Below are 16303 nucleotides of genomic sequence, written 5' to 3'. Positions count from 1 at the left end.
GTCGGACCCGGAGGCCACAATGCCGGCATGTCGTGGATCGTGTCGCATCCGTGGGTCTATCCGCTGCTGGAGGTGCTGCACATCGTCGGCATCGCGCTGCTGGTCGGCAACCTCGTATTGCTGGAGTTGCGGGTGTGGGGATTCGGCCCGGCGCTGCCGATCGAGCCGCTGGCGCGGCTGGCGCTGCTGGTCGCGCTGGCAGGCTTCGGCCTGGTCGCCGCCAGCGGGCTGACGATGTTCGCGGGGCAGCCGGCCGAGCTGATCGCCAACCGCGTGTTCGTGGTGAAGATGGGCCTGGTGATGCTGGGCGGCGCGAATGCGGCCATCTTCCATGCGCGCCGCGGGCTGCAGCGGCTGGACCGCATCGCCAAGGCCCAGACCGCGCTCTCGGTGGGGCTTTGGTTCATCGTCATCATCTTCGGCCGCCTCATCGCCTACCGCTGACTTTCCAGGGGAGTGCCATGCAACGACGCCTCGTGCTCATCGGCAGCGCTGCCTTCGCCGTGCAGCCGGCCTTCGCCCACCACGGCTGGAGCAGCTTCGACCAGTCGAAGCCGATCTATGTCGCCGGCCAGGCCGCCAAGGTGGCTTGGCGCAATCCGCACGTCGAGATCGAGCTCGACGTGGCGGCCGACCTGAAGCTGCCGGCGGACCTGGCGCAGCGCCCGCTGCCGGCGCAGTCGGCGCCGGTCGACGGCCCGCAGCTGCTGAAAGCCGCGGCGGTGCCGAAGCGCAAGGACAAGCGCTGGGAGATCGAGTTCGCGCCGCTGACCCGCATGCAGGCTTGGGGCGTGCCCGAGATCAAGGTCGGCGACCGGCTCGAGGTGCTGGGCTTCAGCTTCCCGAACGAGCAGGGCGAAGCGATCCTGCGCGCCGAGTTCCTGTGGCTCGGCGGCAAGACCTACGCGCTGCGGTCGTCGCCGGCCTGAATGGAGCGGCCGGGCCCGCGCGTACGCGAGCCCACCCGCCGATTGCGGTGCTGGTCGGGTTGCGCGGCCGCCTTGGGGGGGCGGCCCGGCGCCGGTCGCGTGTCGCTGGTCAGGCCTCGAACGCCTGGCGGCCGACCCACTCGCTGCCCGGCGCCAGCTTCACCGGCCGGCCGATGCAGGCCGCCTCGACGCAGAGCATCTGCGTCCAGTCCTCGTCCGGCAGGTCGGCCAACGCCGCGGCCTTCTGAGGGCCCGGGTTCCAGACCACGATGTCGTCGAAGCCTTCCTGCTCGATCGTCATGCGTCCAAAGGCCGTGGCCAGCGACAGCGGCTCGCGCGCGTCGAAGTAGATGCGGTCGATCTCGCCGGAGAAGCCCTGCGGATCGATCTCCTGGCGCTGCTCCTGGCCGCTCAGGCTGTCGATGTAGCGCGTGCCGTACAGGCCCGACAGGCGCGCGCGCCGCACGTCGTCGCAGCGCAGGTAGGTGTGAAGCGCAGCGGTGAAGGCCAGAGGCTCGTCGCCGGTGTTGACGACGGCGAGCTCGACGTCCATGCGCAGGCCCGCCAGGCTGAAGCTCAGCTCGGCCTCGAAGCGATGCGGCCACAGCGCGCGGGTGGCGTCGTCGTCGGTCAGCCGCAGCACGCCGGTGGTGGCGCCGCCGCGCTGGCTGGCCTCGACCCACTGCCAGGCCCTCGTGCGGGCGAAGCCGTGGCGGGGCAACGACCCCCGGCGCTCGAACTGCGGAAAGATCACCGGGATGCCGCCGCGCACGGCCTGGCCCGCGCCGGCCACCGCCTGCGGCGACAGGTAAAGCCGCTCGACGTCACCGGCGGGGACCCATGACACCAGCTGGCCGCCATGCAGCAGCACGGTGGCTTGCGCCCCATCCGCGCCGCGCAGCCGCACGGCCGGCTGCCCCAGCACCTGGACCTGCTCGATCATGCGGCGAGGGCCTCGCGGGCGGCGGCCACGGTCGCGGCGATGTCATCGGCGGTGTGCGCGGCGCTGACGAAGCCGGCTTCGTAGAGCGCCGGCGCCAGGTAGACGCCGCGGTCGAGCATCGCGTGGAAGACGCGGTTGAAGCGTGCCTTGTCGGTGGCCATCACCGCGCTGTAGTGCTGCGGCAGTTCGGCGGCGAAGAAGAAGCCGAACATGCCGCCTTCGCTGTCCACGGCCAGCGGCACCCCCGCATCGCGTGCGGCCGCCGCCAGCCCGTCGACGAGGCTGCGCGTGCGCGCGGCCAGGGCTTCGTAGAAGCCGGGTTGGGCCACCTGCTTCAAGGTGGCCAGGCCGCAGGCGGTGGCCACCGGGTTGCCCGACAGCGTGCCGGCCTGGTAGACCGGCCCCAGCGGTGCCAGGTGCTGCATGATGGCCTTCGAGGTGCCGAAGGCGGCCAGCGGCATGCCGCCGCCGATGACCTTGCCGAAGACGCTGATATCCGGCACGAAGCCGGGGATCGCCTTCGCGTACAGGCTCTGCGCGCCGCCCAGCGCGACGCGGAAGCCGGTCATCACCTCGTCGAACACCAGCAGGGCACCGTGCTGCGTGCACAGCTCGCGCAGCCGCTTCACGAAGGGCACCGCGGCGCGCACGAAGTTCATGTTGCCGGCGATCGGCTCGATCATCACGCAGGCGAGCTGCGCGCCATGCTGCGCGAACGCGGCCTCGAGCTGCTCGAGGTTGTTGTACTCGAGCACCAGCGTGTGCTGCACCACTTCCGGCGGCACGCCGGCGGAGGTCGGGTGGCCGAAGGTCGCGAGGCCTGAGCCGGCCTTGACCAGCAGCGCATCGGCATGGCCGTGGTAGCAGCCCTCGAACTTGATCAGCATCGAGCGGCCGGTGGCGCCGCGCGCGAGGCGGATCGCGCTCATCGCCGCTTCGGTGCCGGAGCTGACCAGCCGCACCTGCTCGATGGCCGGCACGAGGTCGACGATCAGCTCGGCGAGCTCGATCTCGCGCTCGGTCGGCGCGCCGAAGCTCAGGCCCTCGGACGCGGCCTGGCGCACCGCGTCCAATACCGCCGGATGGCCGTGGCCGAGGATCATCGGGCCCCAGGAGCCGATGTAGTCGATGTAGCGCCGGCCCTCGGCGTCCCACATGTACGGGCCCTCGGCGCGGGCGATGAAGCGCGGCGTGCCGCCGACGGCGCGGAAGGCGCGCACCGGCGAATTGACGCCGCCCGGGATCACGCGCTGGGCGCGTTCGAACAGCTCTTCGTTGGTCGTCATGTCGATGTCAATGCACGCGGCGCTGCACGCCCTTGCCCTTGGTCTCCGGCTCCGGCGCGGGTTCCTCTTCGGCCCCGGCGGCTTCCTCGGCCCCTTCTTCGGCCGGCGGCAGCGCCCAGAAGAAGCGGTCCGGTATCACGCTGCCCATGCCGGGGCGGAAGCCGGCGTCGAGCGACTGGTCCATGAAGGCCAGCGCCTCGCCGACGGCGGCCTGCAGCTCGCTGCCGGCGGCCAGCAGCGCGGCCAGCGCGGCCGACAGTGTGTCGCCGGCGCCGACGAAGCTGGTCTCGAACATCTCGAACTTCTCGCCGGTCAGCGCGCCCTGCGGCGACGCGAGCACGTTGTCGATGTACTGCTCGGTGCCCTTGGCGGCCAGCATGATGCCGGTGACCAGCACGTAGCGCGTGCCGCGTTCGCCGGCGGCCACCGCCAGCTCGCGCGCCGAGGCGGGTCGCTCGTTGTCCCAGTCCGGCAGCAGGAAGTCGGTGAGCGTCTTGTGGTTGCCCACCAGCACCTCGGTGGCCGGCAGGATCAGCTCGCGGAAGGCCTCCAGGTAGGGCTGGGCCATGTCGTCCTCGAGCCAGCCGAGGTTGGGCAGGTAGGCCACCGCGGGAATGTCCGGGTAGTCGGACAGGATCTCGGCGACCGCGCTGACGCCCTCGGCGCTGCCGAGGAAGCCGATCTTCCAGCCGGAAACGCTGATGTCCTCGAGCACCGTGCGGGCCTGCTCGACGACGATCTCGGGCTCCAGCGCGTGCTGGTCGAAGATCTCGGCCGAGTCGCGCAGCAGCACGCTGGTGGTGATCGGCAGCGCGTGGGCGCCCATCGCGGCCAGCGTGGCCACGTCGCAGGCCAGGCCGCCGGCGCCCGAGGCGTCGCCGGCGTTGAAGCACATCACGCAGGCGGGCGCCGGCGCATCTTGCGGGACGTCGGTGGCGGAGTCGCCCACCGGCGCGTCTGGCGCTTCTGAAGTCATGGAATGCTTCGTCAGTGATTCCCCGGGGTCCGCCGTGCAGGCTTCACACCGACCTCGAGAATGAATTGAAGAATGTGGCGCATGTGCCTACGAGCCCTTGTCTTTTGCCGAACCCCCGTGGCTACAATGCCCGCTTCATTGTAGTGAACCACCCCTTCACCGTGACCGAATCGCGCACCTGGATGTGCCTCATCTGCGGCTGGATATACGACGAAGCAGCCGGCGATCCCGAACACGGTATTCCTCCTGGCACCGCCTGGGCCGCAGTCCCGATGAACTGGACCTGCCCCGAATGCGGCGCGCGCAAGGAGGATTTCGAGATGGTGCAGATCTGACGGCCGGTGCCGATAACCCGGTGATCATCAACTCCTGTTTGAACCGATAGGAGACCGGAGTGGAGATTCCAGTGCCTGAACTGGCGCCCGCGGGGACCCGGGTGCTGGTCATCGACGACAGCAACACGATCCGCCGTTCGGCCGAGATCTTCCTGCGCCAGGGTGGCCATGAGGTCGTGCTGGCCGAGGACGGTTTCGACGCGCTGGCCAAGGTCAACGACCATGACCCGCAGCTGATCTTCTGCGACATCCTGATGCCTCGGCTCGACGGCTACCAGACCTGCGCGATCATCAAGCGCAACCCGCGCTTCGCGCACGTGCCGGTGATCATGCTGTCGTCCAAGGACGGCCTGTTCGACAAGGCGCGCGGCCGCATGGTCGGTTCCGAGGACTACCTCACCAAGCCTTTCACGAAAGAGCAGCTGCTGCGGGCCGTGCAGCAGTTCAGCCGCCTGGCGGCGGTTGTTGATCATTCACAATCATGAGGGCCCGCGCCGCGTGGCTGACGCGGGGGGAGTACTGACATGCCGGTCCAAAAGATCCTGCTGGTCGACGATTCGAAGACCGAACTTCATTTCCTGTCCGAGCTGCTCACCAAGCGCGGCTACACCGTGCGCACCGCCGAGAGCGGTGAGGAAGCGATGCGCCGCCTCTCCGAGGAAAAGCCGGACCTGATCCTGATGGACGTGGTGATGCCGGGCCAGAACGGCTTCCAGCTCACCCGCACGATCACCCGCGATCCGCGCTTCACGGACGTGCCGGTGATCATGTGCACCAGCAAGAACCAGGAAACCGATCGCGTCTGGGGCATGCGCCAGGGCGCGAAGGACTACGTGGTCAAGCCGGTGGTGGCGGACGAGCTGATCGCCAAGATCAAGCAGTTCGACTGACACCGCGCCGCCTCAGCCCATGGCCAACAAGGAAGCCCTGCGCGAACTGCAAGCCCGCCTGGCCGAGCGCATGCAGGCCGTGCGCACCGAGCAGCCGGGCCAATCATGGCTGGCGGTCGACTGCGCAGGGCAGGGCGTGCTCTTCCCCTTGCGACAGGCGGGTGAGATCTTCGACGTCGGCCAGGTGATGCCGGTGCCGCACACGCAGCGCTGGATGGTCGGCGTCGCCAACCTGCGCGGCGGGCTCTATGCCGTGGTCGACCTTGCGTCCTTCCTGGGCCTGCGCGATGCGCCGCCCGAAGGACCGGCGCGCGAGCAGACGCGCCTGGTCGCGTTGAACGCCGCGCTGGGCATGAATTGCGCGCTGATGGTCGACCGGCTCGAAGGCCTGCGCCACGCCGCCGACATGCGTCGCGACGACGGCAGTGCGGGCGAGCGCCCGGCGTTCGCCGCCACCCGCTGGGCCGATGCCGGCGGCAAGGTTTGGCAGGAAATCGGTCTCGCCGAGCTGGCGGGACAGCAGCAGTTTCTGGGCATCGCCGGCTGATCCACAGCCGGCGCGCCGCTCGACCGATCCCCCAGTGATCGGATTGCGCGGCAAGAACGAAGAGGAAGCGTCATGGGCTTGCTGGACAAACTCAAGGGCATGGGGCGGGGCAAGAACGCAGACCACGCGCCCGGCGATTTCGACGAGATGCAGGCCGATGCCGAGGGCGAAGAGGTCAACCCCTCGACGATGTCCAACGTGCAGGGTCATGTCACGCTCGACATGAACGCGCTGCCCACGGTGGGCGACTCGTCGATCATCTCGGAGGCCACGCCGTCCGAGTTGGCGCCGGACTTCGCCGAATCGCGCATGCACGCCGCGACGCTGGCCGCCGGCGGCGCCGGCGCCGCCGCGCTGCCGCTGATCGGCAACCGCTCCCCCGGCGAGCAGCAGCGCATCCTGGTCGGCTCGATCATCGCGGGCGCGGTGATCCTGGCGCTGTCGGTGGGCTGGGCGCTGCGCAGCGCGAACCAGAACGCCGCGCAGGTGGGTGCCACCGGCCAGGCGCTGATGCAGTCGCAGCGGCTCGCGAAGGCGGTCTCGCAGGCCATGATCGGCAGCGCGCAGGCCTTCCCGGAAGTCAAGGAATCGGCCACCGTGCTGGCCAAGAACCTGCGCGCGCTGAAGAACGGCGATGCCGACCTGCCGGCGGTGCCCGGCGTCGTGCAGGAGTCGGTCGATCCGCTGCTGCCGCTGGTCGACCGCGCCGAGAAGAGCGCCAACCACGTGCTGAGCCAGCAGAAGACGCTGACGCAGGTGGGCGAGGCGCTGCGTGCGATCAACCGCCAGTCGTCCGACCTGCTCGAGACCGCCGAGACGGTGTCGTCGCTGAAGCTGCAGCAGAACGCGTCGCCGGCCGAGCTGTCGGCCGTCGGCCAGCTGGTGATGCTGACGCAGCGCATCGGCAAGAGCGCCAACGAATTCCTGACGATGGAAGGTGTCAGCCCCGAGGCGGTGTTCCTGCTCGGCAAGGACCTGAACTCCTTCCGCGAGATCGCCGACGGCCTGACCAACGGCAACCCCGAGCTGCGCCTGCCGGGCACCAAGGATGCGCAGACCAAGGAACGGCTGCAGCTGCTGATCAAGCAGTACGAGGACACCCGCACGCAGGCCAGCGCCATCCTGGGCAACCTGCAGGGCCTGGTGACCGCGCGGGAAGCGCAGGTCGCGGTGGTGCAGGACAGCGAGCCGCTGCGCAAGGGCCTCGAGGCCGTGCAGGAGCGCCTGGCGAAGGAGGGCGGCTTCACCGCGCTGCACTTCATCGGCATGCTGATCGGCGTGCTGCTGCTGCTGGCCGGCGGCTGGGGCTTCCTGCGCCTGTACGTGCAAGGCAAGGCCCAGCAGACGCTGCAGGCCGAAGCGCAACGACAGGAAGCCGAGCGCCAGGAGCAGGAAGCCAAGCGCGTCAACGATGCGAACCAGGCAGCAATTTTGCGGTTGATGAACGAGCTGCAGGCGGTGGCCGAGGGCGATTTGACCCAGCAGGCCACGGTGACGGAAGACATCACCGGCGCCATCGCCGACTCGGTGAACTACACCGTGGAAGAACTCCGGACGCTCGTTTCGCAGGTGCAAGGCACGGTGGGCCGCGTGACGGAAACGACGCAGCAGGTGGAAGCCACGTCGACCGAACTGCTCGCCGCGTCCGACGAACAGCTGCGCGAGATCCGCGAGACCGGCGAGTCGGTGCTGCAGATGGCGGCGCGAATCAACGACGTGTCGGCCCAGGCGCAGCAGTCGGCGCAGGTGGCCCGGCGCTCGCTGGAAGCGGCCGAGACCGGCCTGACCGCGGTGCAGAACTCGATCGGCGGCATGAACTCGATCCGCGACCAGATCCAGGAGACCTCCAAGCGCATCAAGCGGCTTGGCGAGTCGTCGCAGGAGATCGGCGAAATCACCGAGCTGATTTCGGACATTACCGAGCAGACGAACGTGCTGGCGCTGAACGCCGCCATCCAGGCGGCCTCCGCCGGCGAAGCGGGCCGGGGCTTCTCGGTGGTGGCCGAGGAAGTGCAGCGGCTGGCCGAACGCTCGGCCGACGCGACGCGCCAGATCTCGGCGCTGGTGAAGACCATTCAGACCGATACGCAGGACGCGGTGGCCGCCATGGCGCGCTCGACGCAGGGCGTGGTCGAGGGGGCGCGGCTGTCCGATGCGGCCGGTTCCGCACTGGGCGACATCGACCGCGTGACGCGGCAGCTCGCCGAGCTGATCGAACAGATCTCGGCGCAGGCGTCCAGCGAAGCCGAGTCGGCCAACATCGTCGCCAGCAACATCCAGCACATCTTCGCGGTGACCGAGCAGACCGGCGAGGGCACGCGCTCGACCGCGCAGATGGTGCGCGAGCTGTCCCGCTCGGCTGAAGAACTGAAGCAGTCGGTGGCGCGGTTCAAGATCGCCTGATCCTTCCGACCCCTCCTCCGGCGCAGCGCCCGACCGCACGATGGCCACGACGAACGAACCCGGCATGAACGACGACTTGAGCACCCTGGCCTGGGTGTACGACGAGTTGCGCCGTTCGCTCGACACCGCCCAGAAGGCGCTGTACCGCTACCTGAAGGAAGCCGAGGCGCTCGGCAACTCCGACGTCGACACCGTCGACCCGGCCGTGCTGCGCCAGGCGCGCACGATGTTCCACCAGAGCGTCGGCGCGCTCGAGCTAGTGGGGCTGGGCGTCGCCGCACAGCCGCTGCGTGCGGCCGAGGCCGCGATCCAGCGCCTGGGCGCGAAGCCCAAGCTGATGACGCTGCAGGCGGTGCGCACGATCGAGCAGGGTTCGTTCGCGGTGCTCGACTTCCTGGCCCGGCGCCTCGCCGGCAAGGGCGTGTCGCCGCTGCTGATGTTCCCGCAGTACCGCGCGCTGCAGGAGCTCGCCGGCGCCAGCCGCGTGCACCCGGCGGACCTGTGGGGCCGCGAGTGGGCCTGGCACGACCTGGCCAAGGATCCCGCGACCGAGCCGCGCGCCGCGGATGCCGAGACGATGAACCGCGTCGAGGCCGAGCTGCTGCCGCTGATGCGCGGGCCGAACCCGGCGGCCGCCGGGCGCATGAGCGACCTCTTCGCCGGCCTCGCCGCCGGCGCCACCGAGGCCCATGCGGTCACGCTGTGGCAGCTGGCGGCCGCGTTCTTCGAGGCCCAGGCCGGCGGCCTGCTGCCGACGGATGTGTACGGCAAGCGCGTTGCGTCGCGGCTGCTCGCACAGCTGCGCGCCGGTCCGCAGGCCGATGCCTCCGACCGCCTGGCGCAGGACCTGCTGTTCTTCTGCGCCCAGGCCGCCAGCAGCGGCACGCAGCCGGCGGGTCCGCGCCTGGCCGCGGTGCGCAAGGCCTATGACCTCGGCGACGAGCCGCCGGTCGACTACCAGTCCCCCCGGCTCGGCCGCTTCGATCCGGCGTGGATCGTGCAGGCCCGCAAGCGGGTCGCTGCGGCGAAGGAGTGCTGGTCGGCGGTCGCGGCCGGCGAGCTGGCCCGTCTGTCCGGTCTGGCCGAGCCGTTCTCGCTGGTCGCCGACTCGCTGCAGCGCCTCTACACCGACGGCGAGACGCTGGGTGCTGCGTTGCAGGGCGCGGCGGCGCATGCCGTCCAGTCCGGCGCCGAACCGCCGGCCGAGCTGGCGATGGAAGTCGCCACCGCGCTGCTCTACGTCGACGCGTCGCTCGAGGACGCCGACTTCGATCATCCCGACATGGGCACGCGCGTGCGCCGGCTGGCGCAGCGCATCGACGACGTGCGCGCCGGCCGCGAGCCGGGCGTGCTCGACCGCTGGATGGAGGAGCTGTACCGCCGCGTCAGCGATCGCCAGACCATGGGCAGCGTGGTGCAGGAGCTGCGCGCCTCGCTGTCCGAGGTCGAGAAGCAGATCGACCAGTACTTCCGCAATCCGGTGCAGCGCGAGCTCCTGTTCCCGGTGCCGGCGCAGCTGTCGGCGATGCGCGGCGTGCTGTCCGTGCTGGGCATGGACCAGGCCTCCCAGGCCGTCGTGCGCATGCGCGACGACGTCGACGAGCTGGCCAATACCGAGGTCGACGCGGCGCGCGCCGCGGAGGTCGGCACCTTCGACCGCCTGGCCGACAACCTCGGCGCGCTGAGTTTCCTGATCGACATGCTCAGCGTGCAGCCGCAGCTGGCGAAGTCGCTGTTCCGCTTCGACCCGGCCACCGGCAACCTGAGCGCGGTGATCAGCCGCGCCGAGCGCACGAGCGGCTTCGCCGACCTCGAGGCGGCGGCCGACGACGCACCGGTGCTCGTCGAGCAGGCGCAGTCGCTGGCGCAGGTCGCGGCGCAGCCCGATGCCGATGCCGAGCAGCTGACGCGCGAGCTCGAGCGCCTGTCGCAGCAGGCCCGCGCGGCCGACCAGCCGGCGCTGGCCGAGGTCGCCAGCCGCGCCCATTCGACGCTGGCCCATGCCGCGCAGGAGGCCGACCCGGCCTCGCTGGACGCCGCGCGCCAGCAGGCGATGGCCTCGATCACCGATTTCGTCGCGCAGACGACCATCAGCGCGCCGCTGGAAGTTGAACCGCAGCGCCCGGTGCCGCCGCCGAGCCCGCCGACCGCCCCGGGCGAGACGGGCCTCGAGGAAGACGCCGAGATGCGCGAGATCTTCCTCGAGGAAGCGCGCGAGGTGATCGAGAACGCGCGCGGCGCGCTCGCCGAGCTGAACGACAAGCCCGACGACAACGCCGCGATGACGACGGTGCGGCGCGCGTTCCACACGCTCAAGGGCAGCTCGCGCATGGTGGGCCTGCGCGAATTCGGCGAGGCCGGCTGGGCCTGCGAGCAGCTGTACAACGCGCGCCTGGCCGACAGCGGTGCCGCCGATGCGGACCTGCGCGGCTTCACCGCCGAGGTGCTGGACCATTTCGAGCAGTGGGTCGACGCGATCGAGCAGCGCCGGGATGGCGGCTTCCACCACCAGCCGGTGAGCCACAGCGCCGATGCGTTGCGCCTGGACAACCGCTGGCAGCCGCTGGCCGCGAGCCTGGCGGCGGCCTCCAAGCCGGCCGTTGCCGAGCCGCCGCCGCTGGTCGAGCCGATCGCCGCCGTCGAGGTCATCGAAGTCGCCGAGCCGCAGCCGGTCGAGCCACAACCGGTCGAGCCGCTGCAGGCCGAGGCCGCCGTGTCGACCTTCGCCGCCACCGAGCACGGCCTGATGCCGGTGGACGAGCCGCCCGCGCCGCCGTCGGTCGAGGTCATCGAAACGATCTCGCTCGACCTGCCGCCGCTCGAGAACCCGTTCGACGGACCGGCCACGGCCGAACCGCTGCCGGCGGGCGACATCGAGGCCACGCTGGCGCTGCGCGGCGACGAGCTGTTGACGCTCGACCTGCCGCCGTCGGCCGAGCAGACGCTGCCGTTGACGGCCGAGCACACCTTGCCGCTGGTGGCCGAGGAAGCGCCGACCCTGCCCGCGGAAGAGACCCTGCCGCTCGGCGAACGCACGCTGGACCTCGGGGCCGAACAGACGCTGGCGCTGGAACCCGAGCAGACCCTGCGGCTCGACGCCGAAGAGACGCTGGCACTGCGCAGCGACGTGCTGGCCGCCGAGCTGGCATCGCCCGACACCGAGCCGCCCTGGCCGGCGCTGGATGCCGTGGTGCCGGACCTGCCGGCGGCGGCCGACCTCGACCTCGCGCCACCGCCCGCGCCCGAGGCCCTGCCGCAGGCCGATGCGCTGGAGCCCGATTTCGAGCTGCGCCTGCCCGAGTCGATGTCGCTGTCGCCGGCGGCACCGGCACAGCCGGTCGACGCGCCGCTGATCGACCTGTCGGACGAGCCGGCCTTGCCGGTCGTGGCCGACGAGGCGATCACCGCGGTCGGGGCCGTCGAGGTGATCGATACCGACGCGGCGCTCGACGACCTGCTGGTGCCGGATGCCGCGGTCGAGCCGATCGAAGTGATCGAGTCCGCCGACGTGCCGGCCGAGGCGGTCGCGCCCGAGCTGGCGGTCGCGATGCCGGCGGACGAAGCGCCGGCGCTCGAAGCGGTCGAGTCGATCGAGCCCGAACTGCCCGCCGTCGACGTCGACGCGGGCGAGAGTCCTGACACCATCGAGTCGATCGACCGCCTCGAAGCCGCCGCCGAACCGGCGGTCGAGGCGCTCGAGCCGGCCGCCGAGCCGGCCGCCGAGCCAGCCGCCGAGCCGACCGAAACGGGCGCGCTGCCGGACGCCACGCCGGTGCCGGACGTGCTGGCCGAAGCCGCGCCCGAGGCCGTGGCCGAGGTGCCAGCCGAGCCTGCGCCGACCGAAACCGGCGCGCTCGACGACGAAGCCGAGCAGGTCAAGGTCATCGGGCCGCTGCGCATCGGCATCCCGCTGTTCAACATCTACCTCAACGAGGCCGACGAGCTGTCGCGCCGCCTGACGACCGAGCTGGCCGAGTGGACGCACGAGCAGCAACGTCCGGTCGGCACGACGGCGATCGCGCTGGCGCACTCGCTGGCCGGCAGCTCGGCCACCGTCGGCTACGCCGAGCTGTCGCAGCTCGCCCGGTCGCTCGAACATGCGCTGATGCGCTCGAACGACCGCGGCCAGGGCCGCGGCGCCGAGGCCGAGGTCTTTGCCGCCACCGGCGAGGAGATCCGTCGGCTGCTGCACCAGTTCGCCGCCGGCTTCCTGCGGTCCCCCGAGGCGGACCTGGTCGCCCGCCTGCACGAGATCGAGCACGCCGCACCGGACACGACGCTGGAGCTCGAGCCCGGTGACGCCGCAGCCGCGACGGAGGCCGACACCAGCCTGAGCACGCTGATGGGCGAGCTCGGCCAGCCCGCGCTGATGCCTTTCGCGCCGCTGCCCGAGGTCGCGGCGCGGCCGGCGCCGGTGCGCATCGATGCGCTCGACACCGACGACGACATCGACGAGGTCGATGCGATCGACGCCGAGCTGTTCCCGATCTTCGAGGAAGAGGGTCTCGAGCTGATCCCGCAGCTGCAGTCGCGCCTGCGCGACTGGGGCCGCCGCCCCGGCGAGCCGGCCGCGGCCGCGGCCTGCATGCGCACCCTGCACACGCTCAAGGGCGGGGCCCGCCTGGCCGGCGCGATGCGCCTGGGCGAGATGGCGCACCGCCTCGAGACGGCCATCGAGCACCTGCTGGCCTCGCCGCATGTGCAAGCCGACGACATCGAGCCGCTGTCGCATCGCGCCGATGCGATGGAAGCGCACTTCGAGGCGCTGCGCCGCGGCGGTGGCGTGATGCCCGCCGATGCCGAAGCGCACGTGACGCACGAGTCGGTGCCGCAGGACGCGGTCGACTCCGGCCTCGAGCCGGTGCTCGAGCTCGACGCCGACTCGACGCTCGAGTCGACCCTCGAGACGACACTGGACATGCCGCTGGAGCAGGCGCTCGAAGCGCCGCCGGCGCCGCTGCCGCCGCCCGCTGCGCCGCATCGCGCACCCTCGGCCGCGCCGCGCGCGATCGACTGGACCCGCTTCGAACGCGGCAGCAGCGTCGCCGTCGAAGAGACGCGCAGCGCCGCCAGCGCCCAGACCGCCGCGGTTCGCGTGCGCGCCCCGCTGCTCGACCGCCTGGTGAACCATGCCGGCGAGGTCAGCATCACGCGCGCCCGCATCGAATCCGACGTCTCGCAGATCAAGGGCGCGCTCGGCGACCTGACCGACAACCTGGAGCGCCTGCGCCGCCAGCTGCGCGACATCGAGCTGCAGGCCGAGTCGCAGATCACCACCCGGATGGAAGCCGCCCGCGCGTCGTCGCAGGAGTTCGATCCGCTGGAGATGGACCGCTTCACGCGCTTCCAGGAAGTGACGCGCATGATGGCCGAGTCGGTCAACGACGTGGCCACCGTGCAGCGCGGCCTGCAGCGCACGCTGCAGTCGGCCGAGGACGAGCTCGCCACGCAGGCGCGCCTGACGCGCGACCTGCAGGACGACCTGCTGCGCACGCGCATGGTGGAGTTCGAGGGCCTGTCCGAGCGCCTCTACCGCGTGGTGCGCCAGGCGGCCAAGGAAACCGGCAAGCAGGTGCGGCTGGACATCCTCGGCGGCTCGATCGAAATCGACCGCGGCGTGCTCGACCGGATGACCGGCGCCTTCGAACACCTGCTGCGCAACAGCGTCGCGCACGGCATCGAAGCGCCGGCCGAACGCGAGCAGCGCGGCAAGGAACCGGCGGGCACCATCACCATCTCGGTGACCCAGGAAGGCAACGAGGTCGGCGTCGATTTCCGCGACGACGGCGCCGGTCTGAACCTGCCGCGCATCCACCAGAAGGCGGTCGCGATGGGCCTGTTGGCCGCCGACGCGCAGCCGACCGAGGCCGAGATCGCCGCGACGATCTTCCACCCCGGCTTCTCCACCGCCGAGCAGGTGACCGGCCTTGCCGGCCGCGGCGTCGGCATGGACGTGGTGCGCGCCGACGTCAACGCGATGGGCGGCCGCATCGAGACCGCCACCGCCGCCGGCCAGGGCACCAGCTTCCGCCTCGTGCTGCCGCTGACCACCGCGGTGACGCAGGTGGTGATGCTGCGCTGCGCCGACCTCACGGTCGCGGTCCCGTCGACGCTGATCGAGATCGTGCGCCGCCTGCCGGCCGCCGAGCTGCCCGGCTGTTATCAGTCGGGCCACTACCGCTTCGCCGACCACGACCTGCCGTTCTTCTGGCTCGGCGCGCTGCTGCAGGGCACGCCGCTCGGCCAGGCCACCGGCCGCAGCGTGCCGATCGTCGTGATCCGCAGCGCCGCGCAGCGCATCGCGCTGCACGTCGACGAAGTGCTGGGCAACCAGGAAGTGGTGGTCAAGAACCTCGGGCCGCAGCTGTCGCGCCTGCCGGGCCTGACCGGCATGACGCTGCTGCCGTCCGGTGCGCCGGCGCTGATCTACAACCCGGTGGCGCTGGCCGCGCTGTACGCCGGCAGCGCGCGTGCCGCGACGATTGCCGCACTCGACGCCGTTCGCCGCGGCGCCGAGCAGCAGGTGGTCGCGGAGGCCGAGACCGAGCAGGCGCCGCTGGTGCTGGTGGTCGACGACTCGCTGACGGTGCGCCGCGTGACGCAGCGCCTGCTGCTGCGCGAAGGCTACCGCGTGACGCTGGCCAAGGACGGCCTCGACGGGCTGGAGAAACTGGCCGACGAGCTGCCCAGCGTGGTGCTGACCGACATCGAGATGCCGCGCATGGACGGCTTCGACCTGGTGCGCAACATGCGCGTCGATGCGCGCCTGGCCGGCCTGCCGGTGATCATGATCACCTCGCGCATCGCGCAGAAGCACCGCGACTACGCGGCCGAGCTCGGTGTGAATCATTACCTTGGCAAACCGTTTGCCGAGGATGAGCTGCTGAGCCTGGTGGCAAACTACACGCGCAAGGTCGCCCCTGCCTGAGCTCCGCCGGCAGGCGATCGACAGCGCAGTGACCAGATGTCCAAGGTAGTCGACCACCTCGCCGAGCTGACCGGCTTTCGCGACCGCGATGTGCTGGACACCACGCTTGCCGGTGCGCTGCGCGACCTGCTCGAGCCGCAGCGCGTCGCGATCCACCGCTGTGTCGGCGAGGACTCCGGCCGCCGCTGGCTGACCCGGGCCCGGCTGGCCGCCGACGAAGCCGCCGCCACCGCCGACCCGCTGTGGGTCGAGTTCGACAGCCTGCCGCGCCTGGCCGAGTTTCCGGCGCGCGTCGCGGCGATCGACAGCCACGAGCCGGTCAACGTGCCCGGCACGCCGCACGTCACGATCTTCCCGCTGTTCACCGACCGCGACGTCGCCGGCGTGGTCGAGATCGAATCGGGGGCGCCGCTGGACGGCGACCAGCAACGCTTGGTCGCCAGCATCCTGCGCATCTACCGGAACTTCCAGAGCCTGCTCGACTACTCCGAGCGCGACACGCTGACCGGCCTGCTGAACCGCAAGACCTTCGACGAGGCCTTCTACAAGCTGTCGAGTCAGGCCGCCGACGAGGGCAGTGCGTCGCCGGGCGAACGGCGCACCCGCGGCGGCCCGCAGCTGCACTTCATCGGCGTGCTCGACATCGACCACTTCAAGTCGGTCAACGACAACTTCGGCCACCTGATCGGCGACGAGGTGCTGCTGCTGCTGTCGCGGCTGATGCGTTCGTGCTTCCGCTACCACGACCGCCTGTACCGCTTCGGCGGCGAGGAGTTCGTCGTGATGATGCGTTGCGCCAGCGATGCCGATGCCGGCCGGGCGTTCGAGCGCCTGCGCACCAGCGTCGCGGCCTACCAGTTCCCGCAGGTCGGCAACATCACCGTCTCGGTCGGCTTCACGATGCTCAAGCCCGGCGACACGCCGAGCTCGGCCTTCGAGCGCGCGGACAAGGCGGTGTACTGGGCCAAGACGCACGGGCGCAACCAGGTCTGCAGCCATGCCGACCTGGTGGGCCGCGGCATGCTCGACGACGATTCCAAGGTCGGCGACGTCGAACTTTTCTGAG

The 16303-nt window shown here is 71.0% G+C and carries 12 protein-coding genes; 9 read left to right on the top strand and 3 right to left on the bottom strand.

The window, feature by feature from the left end:
• Nucleotides 1-27: 27 nt before the first annotated feature.
• Nucleotides 28-444, top strand: coding sequence for a hypothetical protein (locus tag P1K89_RS07085; RefSeq protein ID WP_284615680.1), 417 nt, complete (start codon nt 28-30; stop codon nt 442-444).
• A 17-nt stretch (nt 445-461) separates the two neighbouring features.
• On the top strand, nt 462-929 hold the full coding sequence (locus P1K89_RS07080; protein ID WP_284615679.1) for a DUF6152 family protein: 468 nt from the start codon (nt 462-464) through the stop codon (nt 927-929).
• A gap of 109 nt (nt 930-1038) precedes the next feature.
• Here the strand turns inward: P1K89_RS07080 and P1K89_RS07075 are convergent, their stop codons facing one another.
• Genes P1K89_RS07075 through thiD form a run of 3 tightly spaced genes read right to left on the bottom strand, consistent with a single transcriptional unit; the run spans nt 1039 to nt 4134 of the window.
• Nucleotides 1039-1872, bottom strand: a complete 834-nt coding sequence (locus P1K89_RS07075; protein ID WP_284615678.1) for a D-hexose-6-phosphate mutarotase — start codon at nt 1870-1872, stop codon at nt 1039-1041.
• Nucleotides 1869-3158, bottom strand: coding sequence for a glutamate-1-semialdehyde 2,1-aminomutase (hemL, locus tag P1K89_RS07070; RefSeq protein ID WP_284615677.1), 1290 nt, complete (start codon nt 3156-3158; stop codon nt 1869-1871). The genes P1K89_RS07075 and hemL overlap by 4 nt, the downstream gene beginning before the upstream one ends.
• A 7-nt stretch (nt 3159-3165) precedes the next feature.
• Nucleotides 3166-4134, bottom strand: coding sequence for a bifunctional hydroxymethylpyrimidine kinase/phosphomethylpyrimidine kinase (gene thiD / locus P1K89_RS07065; RefSeq protein WP_284615676.1), 969 nt, complete (start codon nt 4132-4134; stop codon nt 3166-3168).
• A 182-nt stretch (nt 4135-4316) separates the two neighbouring features.
• On the opposite strand from thiD, the gene P1K89_RS07060 reads away from it, so the two are divergent.
• From P1K89_RS07060 to P1K89_RS07030, 7 genes are all read left to right on the top strand, one after another.
• Complete coding sequence (locus tag P1K89_RS07060; RefSeq protein ID WP_284616326.1) at nt 4317-4469, top strand: rubredoxin; 153 nt, start codon at nt 4317-4319, stop codon at nt 4467-4469.
• Between the two features lie 59 nt (nt 4470-4528).
• Complete coding sequence (locus tag P1K89_RS07055) at nt 4529-4954, top strand: response regulator (protein WP_439897954.1); 426 nt, start codon at nt 4529-4531, stop codon at nt 4952-4954.
• Nucleotides 4955-4993: 39 nt separating this feature from the next.
• Nucleotides 4994-5359, top strand: a complete 366-nt coding sequence (locus tag P1K89_RS07050; protein WP_284615675.1) for a response regulator — start codon at nt 4994-4996, stop codon at nt 5357-5359.
• Nucleotides 5360-5378: 19 nt separating this feature from the next.
• Nucleotides 5379-5906, top strand: a complete 528-nt coding sequence (locus tag P1K89_RS07045) for a chemotaxis protein CheW (protein ID WP_284615674.1) — start codon at nt 5379-5381, stop codon at nt 5904-5906.
• Nucleotides 5907-5978: 72 nt separating this feature from the next.
• Complete coding sequence (locus tag P1K89_RS07040; protein ID WP_284615673.1) at nt 5979-8309, top strand: methyl-accepting chemotaxis protein; 2331 nt, start codon at nt 5979-5981, stop codon at nt 8307-8309.
• 40 nt (nt 8310-8349) lie between these two features.
• The gene (locus tag P1K89_RS07035) at nt 8350-15237 is read left to right on the top strand and encodes a hybrid sensor histidine kinase/response regulator (protein ID WP_284615672.1); all 6888 of its coding nucleotides are present in this window, start codon (nt 8350-8352) and stop codon (nt 15235-15237) included.
• Between the two features lie 36 nt (nt 15238-15273).
• A complete protein-coding gene (locus P1K89_RS07030) occupies nt 15274-16302 on the top strand; it encodes a GGDEF domain-containing protein (protein ID WP_284615671.1) in 1029 nt (342 codons plus the stop codon).
• The last annotated feature ends 1 nt before the right edge of the window (nt 16303 follow it).

Source organism: Aquabacterium humicola, assembly GCF_030167915.1.
GTDB lineage: Bacteria > Pseudomonadota > Gammaproteobacteria > Burkholderiales > Burkholderiaceae_C > Pseudaquabacterium > Pseudaquabacterium humicola.
The sequence above is the reverse complement of the archived record's forward strand: the minus strand, read 5'-3'. Positions and strand labels throughout refer to the sequence as shown.

Bases quoted from the DNA above. Each gene is read 5' to 3' on its own strand.
- P1K89_RS07085 (WP_284615680.1), top strand. From the start codon at position 28: ATGTCGTGGATCGTGTCGCATCCGTGGGTCTATCCGCTGCTGGAGGTG.
- P1K89_RS07080 (WP_284615679.1), top strand. From the start codon at position 462: ATGCAACGACGCCTCGTGCTCATCGGCAGCGCTGCCTTCGCCGTGCAG.
- P1K89_RS07075 (WP_284615678.1), bottom strand. From the start codon at position 1,872: ATGATCGAGCAGGTCCAGGTGCTGGGGCAGCCGGCCGTGCGGCTGCGC.
- hemL (WP_284615677.1), bottom strand. From the start codon at position 3,158: ATGACGACCAACGAAGAGCTGTTCGAACGCGCCCAGCGCGTGATCCCG.
- thiD (WP_284615676.1), bottom strand. From the start codon at position 4,134: ATGACTTCAGAAGCGCCAGACGCGCCGGTGGGCGACTCCGCCACCGAC.
- P1K89_RS07060 (WP_284616326.1), top strand. From the start codon at position 4,317: ATGTGCCTCATCTGCGGCTGGATATACGACGAAGCAGCCGGCGATCCC.
- P1K89_RS07050 (WP_284615675.1), top strand. From the start codon at position 4,994: ATGCCGGTCCAAAAGATCCTGCTGGTCGACGATTCGAAGACCGAACTT.
- P1K89_RS07045 (WP_284615674.1), top strand. From the start codon at position 5,379: ATGGCCAACAAGGAAGCCCTGCGCGAACTGCAAGCCCGCCTGGCCGAG.
- P1K89_RS07040 (WP_284615673.1), top strand. From the start codon at position 5,979: ATGGGCTTGCTGGACAAACTCAAGGGCATGGGGCGGGGCAAGAACGCA.
- P1K89_RS07035 (WP_284615672.1), top strand. From the start codon at position 8,350: ATGGCCACGACGAACGAACCCGGCATGAACGACGACTTGAGCACCCTG.
- P1K89_RS07030 (WP_284615671.1), top strand. From the start codon at position 15,274: ATGTCCAAGGTAGTCGACCACCTCGCCGAGCTGACCGGCTTTCGCGAC.